The 12,367-nt window shown below is 63.6% G+C and carries 8 protein-coding genes, 1 tRNA gene and 1 pseudogene; 9 read left to right on the forward strand and 1 reads right to left on the reverse strand.

What is annotated here, in order from left to right:
* The first annotated feature begins 42 nt into the window (after positions 1-42).
* The 8 genes and pseudogenes from JD971_RS03050 to JD971_RS03085 all read left to right on the forward strand — a co-directional run bounded on the left by JD971_RS03050 (position 43) and on the right by JD971_RS03085 (position 11,337).
* Complete coding sequence (locus JD971_RS03050; protein WP_202085852.1) at positions 43-1,692, forward strand: pitrilysin family protein; 1,650 nt, start codon at positions 43-45, stop codon at positions 1,690-1,692.
* Positions 1,629-2,804 carry a pitrilysin family protein gene (locus JD971_RS03055; protein ID WP_202085854.1) on the forward strand — a complete coding sequence of 392 codons (1,176 nt, stop codon included), beginning with the start codon at positions 1,629-1,631 and terminating at the stop codon, positions 2,802-2,804. Before JD971_RS03050 ends, JD971_RS03055 begins: the two co-directional genes overlap by 64 nt.
* A 178-nt stretch (positions 2,805-2,982) precedes the next feature.
* Entirely contained in the window at positions 2,983-5,178 is a 2,196-nt protein-coding gene (locus tag JD971_RS03060) for a TonB-dependent siderophore receptor (protein ID WP_202085856.1), read from the forward strand.
* Positions 5,179-5,292: 114 nt separating this feature from the next.
* Positions 5,293-6,999, forward strand: a complete 1,707-nt coding sequence (locus tag JD971_RS03065; RefSeq protein ID WP_236672241.1) for an ABC transporter ATP-binding protein/permease — start codon at positions 5,293-5,295, stop codon at positions 6,997-6,999.
* A 70-nt stretch (positions 7,000-7,069) separates the two neighbouring features.
* Positions 7,070-7,372: a co-chaperone YbbN gene (locus tag JD971_RS03070; protein ID WP_202085858.1), complete on the forward strand. Its 303-nt coding sequence runs from the start codon at positions 7,070-7,072 to the stop codon at positions 7,370-7,372.
* A 2-nt stretch (positions 7,373-7,374) separates the two neighbouring features.
* Positions 7,375-8,214, forward strand: a complete 840-nt coding sequence (locus JD971_RS03075; protein ID WP_202085860.1) for a hypothetical protein — start codon at positions 7,375-7,377, stop codon at positions 8,212-8,214.
* Positions 8,215-8,239: 25 nt separating this feature from the next.
* Positions 8,240-10,264 (forward strand): annotated as a pseudogene (locus JD971_RS03080) (M3 family metallopeptidase).
* Entirely contained in the window at positions 10,264-11,337 is a 1,074-nt protein-coding gene (locus tag JD971_RS03085) for a PLP-dependent cysteine synthase family protein (RefSeq protein WP_202085862.1), read from the forward strand. The pseudogene JD971_RS03080 and the gene JD971_RS03085 overlap by 1 nt, the downstream one beginning before the upstream one ends.
* 345 nt (positions 11,338-11,682) lie before the next feature.
* Here the strand turns inward: JD971_RS03085 and JD971_RS03090 are convergent.
* Positions 11,683-11,772, reverse strand: a tRNA-Ser gene (locus tag JD971_RS03090).
* Positions 11,773-11,940: 168 nt separating this feature from the next.
* Here JD971_RS03090 and hspQ point away from each other — a divergent pair.
* Positions 11,941-12,366, forward strand: a complete 426-nt coding sequence (hspQ, locus tag JD971_RS03095) for a heat shock protein HspQ (protein ID WP_202085864.1) — start codon at positions 11,941-11,943, stop codon at positions 12,364-12,366.
* Position 12,367 lies beyond the last annotated feature (1 nt).

Here is a 12,367-nt window from a genome sequence, read left to right on the forward strand (position 1 = left end):
AATGTTCGTGGAATGGGAAAAAGATTATTAGATGTTGCTCTCATGACGGCCACGGCGATCGCTTCGATCGCGGCGGCCCCGGCCCATGCGCAGGAACAGGCCGCCAGTTCGGCCGCGCAGGAGGCGCCCGCATCTGACGAAGCATCGCAGGCGATCACCGATTCGGTCACGCGCTTCACCTTGCCCAACGGATTGAAGGTCGTCGTTCAGAGCAGCCACAGGGTGCCGCTGGTGTCCGCGGCGCTCGTCTATGACGTGGGTTCGAAGGACGAGCGGGCCGGCCAATATGGTTATGCGCATCTGTTCGAACATCTGGCGCTCGATGGAAGCGCCCATTGGAACCAGAACGCCTTGCGCTCCCTGCACGACATGGGCGCGACGCAGATCAACGCGCAGACGACGCGGGACAGCACGACGTTCCTCGAAACCTTTCCCCGCGCCGCTCTTGAACGGGTGCTGTTTCTCGAAGCCGATCGCATGGGCTTCATCGGCGCGGCGCTGACATCCGAACGCATCGCCCGCGAGGTCGATGTCGTCCTGAATGAAAAATCACTGCGCGCAGGCCAACCGTTTGGCACGGTCGATGCTGTCATTCATCGGGACATGTATCCGGTAAGCCACCCCTATCACCACAATGTCGTGGGGAACGAGGCCGATCTTCGCGGCGTCACGGTGGCGGCGGCGAGGCAATGGTTCGATACCTATTACGGTCCGTCGAATGCTACGCTGATCCTTGCCGGGGATGTGACGGGAGACGACGCGCGCGAACTGGTGACCCGGTATTTCGGGGGGCTTGAGCCACGACCGGCCGTCGATACGCTTCAGACGCAAGCGCCGCGAATGTCCGGTCCGGTCCGGCGACAGATGTTCGATGCGGTTGCGGGCGGGCGGCTCTATGTCAACCATCTGGCCCCGCCGGCGGGCTCCGCCGCGATCGCGGAACTCGACCTCACGGCGCAGATCATGGCGAACGGCCCGCGATCGCGACTGAGCCGGCTCGTCTCGGAACTGGGCCTGGCCAGATCGGCTTTCGCGACGTTCGAGATCGGCAAATTGTCGAGCGTGATGGGCTTTGTCGTCGATGGGGTCGATCCCGAAGACATGCCCCGCGTCGAGGACGAGGTCGACGCGATGCTGGCTCGATTCGCGGCAGAGGGGCCGACGTCCGAGGAACTGGAAAACGCGCGGACGGCCCGCATCGGATATCTGCGCAATCTGCAGAACAGCACCTCCGGCAAGGCATTTTTGCAGGCGCAGGGCGCAAAGCAAAATCAGGTTGCGGATTTTGCGGAATCCTATCTGCGCGCACTGTCGAGCGCCACCGTGGACAGCGTTCGCCGGGTTGCGACCGACATATATGGTCGCCCCGGTCACCATCTGTCGGTTCTGCCGCGCCCCGCCCTGCGGGCGACCATTAAGCCGCATGGCTACGATCTGGCCGCGGGACCGCCTCCGCTGGGGCCGATCACGCCGATTGCGTTTCCCGCCATCGAAGACGCGCGGCTGTCGAACGGATTGCGGGTCGTGCTGGTACCGCGCGAAGGCAGTCTCCCAACACGCTGCTGCTTCGGTTCGAGGAAGGCGGCGATGCCGGCCCGTCGCGCGAGATCGCCCGGATCGCGCTCGCCATGCTGGCCGCCAGGGGCAAGACCGGCGCGCAACTGGCATACCGGGAGCGGATCGACGCGCTGAATGGCTGGCTGAACGAGAGCATCGATCTGGATCATGCCGACATCGTCTTCGGCTGGGACGCATCGCGCATGGCCGCCGGCATCGCACTGTTCGGAGAGGCGCTGACCCGTCCCGCAGTCTCCCCCGATACGCTGGATAGCCTCAAAAGCGCCCGCATCGATGAGCTGAATGCCGAGAGCATCAACCGGGGTGCCGGTCCGCAGCGCACCCTGTACAGCGCAATTTACGGCGAAGGCCATCCTTACGCCCCGGCCGCCACCACCGCCGAGGCCGTGAACCAGGTCGAGCGGATCGACGCCGCGGCCCTCGAAGCATGGACGCGGTCCCGTCTGCGGCCCGGACGCGCCACGCTATATGTCGCGGCCGATACCGATATGGCGACGCTGAAACCGCTGCTGGAAAAGGCGCTGGGCGGCTGGAAAACCGGGCGGGCAGAGGCGACGGAGCTGTCGATCCCGCCAGCCGAAGGCCGGCCCGTCCCATCGCTCACGGTGCTCGACAAACCGGGAGCGACCCAGACCTATATCGTCGCAAGCAAGGTCATTCCCGCGGCAGACGAACCCGGCAGTGTCGATGATGCCGCAGCCTATGTGGTGAACGAGATCTACGGGGGCAATCTGACCTCGCGAATCGGGACCAACCTGCGCGGGGAGAAGGGCTGGACCTATGGGATCGGTTCGGGTCTCTACAACACCCGCGCGCAGCGGCGCTGGATCATCGCAGGGTCGGTTGACCGGGAGCATAGCGGCGCGTCGATTGCCGAGCTGATTGAGGAGATGCGGGCGCTGAGCGCGCAGCATCCGCCCGAGCAGGCCGAGCTCGACCGGATCGTCACCACCGCCGCCAACAAGAATGCGGCCCGGCTGGAAAACAACAGCGAATTGTTGAGCGCGATGGCGGACGCCCATTCCAGCGGCCTGCCCTATGACGATGTCGTGCGCCAACCGATGCGGCTGGGCGCATTGACGCTGGCTGAGGTGAGGCAGGCGGCGACCGCCTTTGCCGATCCGCGCACGATCCACTGGGTGGTGGTGGGCGACTGGAACCGCATCCGCGACCAGTTCGAAGATCTGAAGCTTGGCGAGCCGGTGGTGATCGAACCGGCAGACTGATTCCGCAGCGCTGCGATGCAATCGACAGGGGCAAAGGCTGGCGCATTCCGATCGTTACATTCGAGATGAGGGGTATCATCATGCATAAAAGCCATTTTCTTGCGGGTACCTTCTGACAATCTGCGTTGCGACGCCCGGCACGGCATGGGCACAGTCCCCTGCGCAATCGCAACCGGCCATGCCGCTCAGCGAGGCGCTGCAGCGGATCGCGGACGAATGGAACGCGCCGATGGACATCGATCCGGCCGCGACCGAGGGATTGACGGCAAAGCCCGTCGTCGATGCCCGCAGCGAGCGCGATGCGGTCGATCAGGCGACGAGGGGCCTGCCCGTGGCGGTACAGATCAGCGACGATGGACGGATTGCCATCATCAACGAGCTGGTGGTTATCGCAAGGCTCAACGAAGCAGAAGACAATGTCCTGGTGCGCGGCGCGACCAGCTCATCCCGGCTGGGGCAATCCTTGCGGGAACAACCACGCAATACGCAGGTGATCTCCTCCAAATTGCTGGAACGACAGCAGGCGCAGACGCTGACCGAAGCGCTGGCCAATGCCGGCGGTGTGGTGGCCAACACCGCGACGGTGCAGGGCGGCGTCAGCTTCTCCGTTCGCGGGTTCGATTCCAACGGAGCGGTCAACGGCCTGCCTTCGGCCTCCAGTTCCACCTTTGCCGCGGGCACCACCCTGCCGCTCGCCAATATCGAGCGGATCGAGGTGCTCAAGGGCCCGGACGCCATCTTGCTGGGCAGCGACAATCTGGGCGGCACGATCAATATCGTCACCAAAAAGCCCTATGCGGAGGAGCGGCTCCATGTGACCGCCGAAACCGGCTCCTTCGGATTGGCGCGCGGTACGATCGACGCCAACCAGTCCCTAACGCGGGACGACCGGCTGAGTGCCCGCGTCATCGCGACCGCAGCCACAGCCGACAGGAATTTCGGCGGCTATCGCGGTAACGAGGACTATCTGTTCGCCCCGTCGGTCCGATACAAGAACGCGAAGAGCGACATCATCGTCTCCGCAACGCTCGGCAATCAGCTGTTCGGCGTGGTGCCCTTCACGGTCATGAACAGGGTCACCGGCGAACCCTACGACATTCCGGACGGCCAGCCCCTGATCGGCGGAAAGGACCAGGGCGTTCAGATCGAAACCACGCAGTTCAATGCCGAGATTTCGCAGGAAATCACCGACTGGCTCTCGGTCGTCGCGCGCGGTCAGCATCAGACGATCAATTTCGCGCTGCGCCAGTATTCGCCCTTCGCCATTCTCGACAATAACGGCCTTCTGCTCGTGTCGAGCAGCGGCACCCGGCAAACGTCGGAAAACGACACGGTCGATGCCTTCGGGCGGATTTCCTTCGATACCGGCGCGGTAAGCCACAAGATCGTGGCGGGCATGACCGTTGTGGATAGCAAGGTCCGCGCGATTTACGCCGGCGACGGCGGTCTGTTTCCGTATAATTTCCTGAACCCGCCCGCCACGCTGCGCCCGCTCGCGCGGAACTACAATCTGTCGTTCGACCTGGATTCGACCCAATACGGCTATTACGGCCAGTATCTGATCGGGTTTGGGCCCGTTCACCTCGTGGCGGGCGTGCGCCACAACAACACCACGATTACCTCCGCGGTGTCGGGCGGCACGCCGGTCGAAAACGAAACGAACGCGACGACGCCCAATTACGGCGCGGTTGTGGATCTGACCGACCATTTTTCGCTCTTCGGCTCGCTGGCCTTTGGCTATGTGCCGGTCACGACGCTGGACCGGTCCGGCAATACGCTGCCGGACATTCGCTCGCGCAATGCCGAAATTGGCGTGAAGTGGGATCTGTTCGACGAGCGCGTCCTGCTCAACGCGTCCTGGTTCAACATTCGGCAAACCAATCTGCTGGACCGCGACCCCGTCGATCCGCGCTTCCAGATTTCGGTGCCCGGCCAGCAAGGCGAAGGCATCGACATCAATGTCAGCGGCCGTCCGTTTCGCGGCCTGACGGTATCCGCCGCCTACACGCGCACCAACTATAAATTCCTGGAGCCATCGAATACGCTGGGCAATACCGTCAACGGCCAGCCGCGCGATGTATACAATGTCTACGCGTCTTATGAACGCAAGATCGCCGATCGCATGAAAGCGGGCATCGGTGCGAGCGTGTCCGGGCGCTCCAGCTCGGCAATCGATCGGCTCGACTTGTATCGCATTCCGGCGGCGACGTTCGCCAATCTGAACGGCTTCCTGTCGATCGGCGATCTGGACATCAATGTCGGCGTGCGCAATCTGTTCGACGCCGAGAACTTCAACCCGACGCGTTCCATCAATTACGTTCCGCTCGGCGAACCGCGCACATGGCGCCTTACCGTCGGTTATCGCTTCTTCTGATCGGGTGAACCTATCGCCATGATGCCGCAACCCACCCAGAGCGGAGAGGTCCGTCGCGAGACGGGCGTTTCCCCGCCCCAATCCGCCAGGGCACGGTGGCGCGACGCCTGGCACGTGGTCAGCGGTTACTGGGTGTCGTCCGACTGGAAATTCGCGTGGTTCGCGCTGATCACGCTTTTCTTCTTTCAGTTCGGCACGGCCTTCATCCTGTTGCGGGCCAATCGCTGGCAACAGGAATTTTTCGATTCCGTCGAACAGCGTGCCTCCGAGCAGCTGGTGCCGCTGATGATCGTTTTTCTCGGGATCATGGCGATGCAGGTCGTGATGATCCTGGTCGAAAATCTGATCGACGGCTTGCTGTCGATCCGCTGGCGTACCTTCTTGACGCGCGATTATCTCGACCGCTGGATGAGCCGCAATCGCTATGCCGAGATCGAGCGCTTGCGCATCATCGACAATCCGGATCAGCGCATCGCCGAAGACCTGAACGCGATCACCGCGGCGCTCGGCATGTCGATCGGCGCATTGCATATCGTCATGCGCCTGATCGGCTCGGTCGTGACGGGCATCACCTTTGCGATGGTATTGCTCGAAACCGCTCCGCCGATCGAATTTCAGATGGCGGGGACCGGATTTTCCATTCCGGGCAGCACCGTCTGGTATGCCGTTGCCTATGCCGTCGTCGGCTCCTACCTGACGGCCAAGATCGGCCAGCCCTATGTGCGCGCCGTCATGCGTCAGCAGCACCGGGAGGCGGATTTCCGCGCAGGTCTCATCCATGTGCGGCGCAACGCGGCGCAGATCGGGCTGGCAGGCGCGGTACCGACGGAACGCCGGGCGCTCGGCATGTCGTTCGATGCGGTGCGCAGAAACTTCCGCTCGGTCATCTACAGCTCGCTCGGCATCACGGCGGCGGGCAGCATATACGACCGGTTGGGAACGGTGCTTCCGCTGTTCATCATGGTTCCGACCTATTTCGCCGGCGGCATGTCGTTCGGTCAGCTGATGGCCGGGCGCGAGGCATTCGGCCAGCTGGGCATGCAGCTTGGCTATTTCGTCAAGAGTTATCAGCTGATTGGCCAGCAGATCAGCTATTTCAACCGGATCAAGGGGCTGGACGACGCCATTGACGATACCCGTCCGCCGGGGATCGCGGTTGGGGCCGGCACCGCCCCCGGCGTCGTTCTGGCCACTCGGGGTCTGGCGCTGCACCGCCCGCACGGCGATACGCTCGTCGACATCGGCGACTGGCAGATTGGCCAAGGCGAGCGCTGGGCCATGATCGGGGCATCGGGTGCCGGCAAATCGACATTGGTGCGGGCACTGGCCTACCTATGGCCCGATGGCGAGGGCCACATCGCCATGGCGCTGGACAGCTGCGCGATGTTCGTGCCGCAGCGCCTCTATCTGCCGCTTGGCACGCTGAAGGGAGCGATCTGCTTTCCGGACCGGCCCGAAGACCATGACGATGCGCGCATTGCCCAGCTTCTCGAGCAGGTGCGGCTGGGCCATTTGCGGGACGAATTGCACGGTGTGCGGATGTGGCACGAAGAATTGTCTCCCGGTGAGCAGCAGCGCGTGTCGCTGGCGCGCATCCTGCTCCACCGCCCGAGCCTTCTGGTCCTCGATGAGGCGACCAGCGCGCTGGATGCGGACAATGCCCGGCATTTCTACGACAGCGTGCGCAGCAATCTCCCCGACATCACGATCATCAGCGTGCTGCATGACGAAGCGCTCGTGGCGCATCACAGCCACACGTTGACCTTTGCCGACGGCCGCGCACGGCCCGCCAAAATCCAGAAGGACACGAATATTGACTGATGCTGCGCAAAGCCGGCGCCCCGATATGGATACAGCGCCTATCGCGGAAAGGGATGGCAAGGCAGTCGACATGACCGGCACCGCCGTGGCCGAGCTTACGCGCTATGCCGGCCTGACGCTTTTCGACCTGTTCTCTCCCAGCTGCGCGCCATGCAGGACGCTTGCGCCCGTGCTCGACGATCTGGCGGCCGATTTCGCCGGTGCCATCCGGGTGTTCAAAGTGGATGTCAGCGCGGATCCGTCGGTTGCCGAACATTTCGGGCCCCGCGCCTTTCCGACGCTGATCCTGTATCGAGATGGCGAGGAAATCGACCGGATCGTCGGATTGCGCTCCCGTGCGCAACTGGCCTACTGGATCGAGAACCATTTATGACCGTGGCTTTCAGGGGTGATCCGGCCGTGAAGGCCGAGCTGCTGGCGCGCCTGCGCGAGCATGCCGCGAACGGCACGCTTCGCTTCGGCGCGACGCAATGGGATGGGCAAGGCGGCAGCCCGCTCGGCATCTCCGTGCAGGGCGGAGACAGCGTCGATTATGCCGAACGCTACGGCTACCCGCTGGCGCTTGGAGGCCTGCTCGATCCCATGACGGCTTACGCCGCCCCCGATACGGCGGAAGGATATGCGCTGCGATGGGTATCCAGCGTGGAGCCGGGCGCCGATCTTTCCGCCGTACCGCAGCGGATCGCCCGGACCATGCTCCGCGCGATGGGCGCCGACCGTCTGGCCTCGCCCTATTATGGCGACCTGCTCAGCCTCTACGAGGCGGAGGGGCACGATGCGCCCCCGCCGCGCCGCGCATGGTCCGAGCTGCGCCGTGCGATCGAGCAGGCTGCCGCCGAGGCGCCCCCGCACGGCGAGCGACAATTCGCGCTGAAGGCGTGCGCGAACGCGTGCTGGCCGCTGCGGACCAGCCGATCGGCGCTGACGGCCCTGATCGCAGACTGGGTGCAACATGCGGCAAAGGAGCACGACCCGGAATTCGACGCTGTGGAACATGAACAGGCGATCGCGATGCTGGACCGAATTTACGCGGAAACGCAGCCGGAACGGGATAAGGGCGAACATGTCGACATCCCGGCGATCTTCCGGTCCCGGGCACCGGCGCTGGCCGCGGCCTTCGAATTGCATCTCAACCGCGCCAATGCGCGCTATATCGAGCGTGCCCGAACGGTGCCCGACATCGTTCTCGACACTCTGGCAACGCACGCCTCCTGACACTCAAACCTATCGAGGATTTGCCATGACGCATCATCTCGCGGACCCCGCCGCCCTGCCCCCCTTCGCGGCCATTACCCCCGGTGCGATCGCCCCCGCACTCGACGAGGTTCTCGCCGCACAGGACGCGACCATTGCGCAGCTGGTCCGCACCGCGCCCGAAAATTTTGGCGAGCTGTGGTTGCCGCTTGAACGCAGCCAGGCCGCAATCGATGCCTTGTGGTCGGCCGTATCGCATGTCCATGCCGTGGCCGACACGCCCGCGCTGCGCGAGGCCCATGCGCAAGGACAGGCGCATCTCGTGCAGTCGAGCATGGCGGTACAGCAGAACAGGGATCTTCACGCCCTCCTCGTCAAGCTGACCGAAGCGGAGGATTTTGCCGCGCTTCCCCAGGCGGATCGCGTCGCGGTGGAGCGGGCCATCCGCGATGCGAACCTGGCCGGCATTGCCCTTGAACCCGAGGCGCGAAAGGCGTTTGCCGACATATCGATGGAGCTGTCGGCGCTCGCCAACGGCTTTTCCAGTGCGGTTCTCGATGCGACCGACGCCTGGAGCGCGCATATCACCGACGAGGCGCGCCTCGCCGGGCTGTCGAGTGCCGACAAGGCGATGTTGGCAGTGGCGGCGCACGCCCGCGGGCTGGATGGATGGCTCATCACGCTTCAGCAACCGAGCGTTGCCGCGATACTGACATTCGCCGAGGACCGCGCCCTGCGCGAGCAGGTCTATGACGCCTTCGGCACGCGCGCGTCCGATCAGGGCCCGCATGCCGACCAATTCGACAATGGCGAGCGGATTGCGCGGATCCTCGAATTGCGGCGCGAAGGTGCCGCGCTCCTTGGTTTTTCGGATCCCGTTGCCTGGTCGCTCGCAACGAAGATGGCACCCGATGCCGATGCGGTCCTGACCTTTCTCTACGATCTGGCCGAGCGGGCGCGCCCGTTTGCAGAGCGGGAGATGGCGACGCTGCGCGAATTTGCCGCGTCGAGACTAGGGCTGGCCATGCTTCAGCCATGGGATGTCGGCTTCGCATCCGAACGGCTGCGTGCAGAGCGTCATGCAATCGACGAAAGCGAGGTCCGCGCCTATTTTCCCATCGCTCGCGTCGTTGTAAGCTGGCAAAGGCTGATCGAACGGCTCTATGGCATTCGTCTGGTCGAGCGCCGCGACGTGGAGCGTCCGCATCCCGATTGCCGGTACTTCGACACCGTCGAGGCGGACGGGACGGTGTTTGGCGGTCTCTACGTCGATCTGCACGCGCGACAAGGGAAGCGTGGCGGCGCGTGGGTCGGGAGCGCGCGGTCCCGGATCAACGACGGCGCGACCCGGCAGATGCCCGTCGCCTATCTCACCTGCAATTTCGCTCCCGATGGGGCACACAGTCCGGCGCTTTTGTCGCATCGCGACATCGTCACGCTGCTTCACGAAACGGGGCATGCGCTCCACCATCTGTTTACCGAGGTGGACCGGTAGAGCATCGCCGGCATCGCCGGATTCGAATGGGACGCGGTCGAATTGCCGAGCCAGCTCATGGAAGATTTCGCATGGGACCGCGAGGTGTTGACCGGCATGTCGGGACATTACGTCACGGGCACGCCGCTGCCCCCCGACCTGTTCGATCGCCTGCTGGCGGCGCGCAGTTTTCAGTCGGGCATGACCTTGCTGCGCCAGATCGAGTTCGGGCTGTTCGATCTGTTGCTGCACCTTGGCACGCTGGGGGACGACCCGATGACGGTGATGGAGGCGGTCCGCGACAAGGTGGCGGTCGTGCGTCCGCCTGCATGGCATCGCTTCCCGCATTCCTTTCAACACGTATTCGCCGACGGATATGCGTCCGGCTATTACAGCTATCTATGGGCCGAGGTGCTGGCCGCCGACGGATTCGGGCGGTTCGCCGAAGCCGGCGTGGTCGATCGCGCGACGGGTGATGCCTTCCGGGCGGAGGTGCTGTCACGCGGGGCGTCGCGTCCTGCGGAAGAAAGCTTTCGCGCCTTCCGCGGCCGCGATGCCGCGATCGACGCCTTGCTGGTTCGGCGGGGTCTCGTCTGATGCCGTCCGATCATGCATGGCGATCCGAAGCGATCCGCAAGATCGAGGCCGACTATAATCGCTCGGCCGACACCCATCTCGTGCGGCTCGAATTGCCGCGGCATCCGGGGGTGACGCTCTATCTCAAGGATGAAAGCAGCCACCCGACGGGCAGCCTGAAACACCGGCTGGCGCGGTCGCTGTTCCTTTACGGGCTCTGCAATGGCTGGATCGATCAGGACACCTGTGTGATCGAGGCGTCATCGGGATCAACCGCGGTCAGCGAGGCCTATTTCGCAAGGATGCTCGGCCTGCGCTTCATCGCGGTGGTCCCGGCCGCCACGGCTGCTCCCAAGCTCGACGCGATCCGATTTCACGGCGGCGAAATCCATTCCGTCGACGATCCCCGCACCGTCTATGCGGTCGCACAGCGGCTGGCGTCCGAAACCGGCGGTCACTACATCGACCAGTTCACCAATGCCGAGCGGGCCACCGACTGGCGAGGCAATAATAACATCGCGGAATCGATTTTTGCGCAGATGGAACAGGAACGGCATCCGGTGCCGTCCTGGATCGTGTGCGGCGCGGGGACGGGCGGTACGTCGGCCACGATCGGGCGCTATATACGCTATCAACGCTATGCGACCCGGTTGTGCGTCGCCGACCCTGTCCATTCGATCTTCCACCATCACTACGCCGATCGCAGCGTGACGCAGCTGCCCGAGGGGCACGCCAGTATCGTCGAGGGCATTGGCAGGCCGCGGGTCGAACCCAGCTTCGTGCCCACGGTCATCGATCGCATGATCCCCGTAGAGGATGCCGATTCCATCGCGGCAATGCGGGCTCTGTCCGATTCGCTGGGGCGCAATGTGGGGGGGTCGACCGGGACCAATCTCATCGCCTGTCTGGCGTTGGCGCAGGAGATGGTGAATGCCGGTGAAAGCGGGAGCATCGTCACGCTTCTGTGCGATGGCGGCGAACGCTATAGCTGCACCTATTACGATGATAGCTGGCTGGCCGAACGGGGCATCGATATCGTAAAAATGAACGGGCGTTATCAAAGCATTTTCGAGAATTGCCCCGCCAGATTGTGAACGGACCGACACGGCGATTCCCGCGTCGATCGCCTCTGTGCGTACGGATTTTGCGGTTCCGCATTATGGCATCAGAAAGCCATGAGCACTCCTCCGATGGCGCCACGGATGGAAATGCCGCCTCAAAGCGGTAACCCCTCGGGGTGAATGGATCTCGATCTCCCGAAGGATTTTCATGGCTTCGGCAAAGGCTGCGCTGACCGCAGGCACGCGGAGACAGATGGCCGTCTGCACGCGTTTGAAGGACGATAGCGAGTATGCTTGCCCGGCGCAGGGATTGCGCTTCCCAAAATCCCGGACAGCAGGAAATTGCGGCCACGCATCATCGCGAATGATCAGGGAAGATGGCGGAGAGGGTGGGATTCGAACCCACGGTACGGTTGCCCGTACACTGCATTTCGAGTGCAGCGCATTCGACCTCTCTGCCACCTCTCCGCATCCGAGGTTCGTGCATCGCCTTTCGGCAACAGGTCGAACGAAGGCGGGCGGTTAACCGATGCGCCGCCCTTTGCCAAGGGGGCATTCGCAAATTATTCGCGATTTCCCACATGCGCGAAATGGCGCTCGCTTGTTTCGGTCCCGCCATGCGCCTATATTGGCGGCATGAGCATCAATTTCGGTTCCAATGAGATCGACACGGACGCGGGCAGGAAACGCTCCACGTTCTATTCCCCGCAGGCCGGACGGGCGGTGAGCGCCCCTGCGGTGACGAGCGCGCGATCTGCCATCGGCGACGTGGTCCGCCACCGCAAGCACGATTTTCGCGGGGTCATCTTCGATATCGACCCCGTCTTCGCCAATAGCGAGGAATGGTACGAATCCATTCCCAAGGAACTGCGCCCGCGGCGCGAACAACCCTATTATCACCTCTTCGCGGAGAACGACGAAAGCAGCTATGTCGCCTATGTCAGTCAGCAGAACCTGACCGAGGACGGCATTTCAGGGCCGGTCGATCACCCCTCGATCGAGATGATCTTCGGCGAATTCACCGACGGCCGCTACCCGCTGCACCGCTCATTGAGCCATTGAC

Source organism: Croceicoccus sp. YJ47, assembly GCF_016745095.1.
In the GTDB taxonomy this organism is placed as follows: domain Bacteria; phylum Pseudomonadota; class Alphaproteobacteria; order Sphingomonadales; family Sphingomonadaceae; genus Croceicoccus.

Excerpts from the sequence above, each read along its gene's own strand:
- JD971_RS03060 (WP_202085856.1), top strand. The coding sequence starts at position 2,983 with ATGCCGCTCAGCGAGGCGCTGCAGCGGATCGCGGACGAATGGAACGCG.
- JD971_RS03070 (WP_202085858.1), top strand. The coding sequence starts at position 7,070 with ATGACCGGCACCGCCGTGGCCGAGCTTACGCGCTATGCCGGCCTGACG.
- JD971_RS03050 (WP_202085852.1), top strand. The coding sequence starts at position 43 with ATGACGGCCACGGCGATCGCTTCGATCGCGGCGGCCCCGGCCCATGCG.
- JD971_RS03085 (WP_202085862.1), top strand. The coding sequence starts at position 10,264 with ATGCCGTCCGATCATGCATGGCGATCCGAAGCGATCCGCAAGATCGAG.
- JD971_RS03055 (WP_202085854.1), top strand. The coding sequence starts at position 1,629 with ATGCTGGCCGCCAGGGGCAAGACCGGCGCGCAACTGGCATACCGGGAG.
- hspQ (WP_202085864.1), top strand. The coding sequence starts at position 11,941 with ATGAGCATCAATTTCGGTTCCAATGAGATCGACACGGACGCGGGCAGG.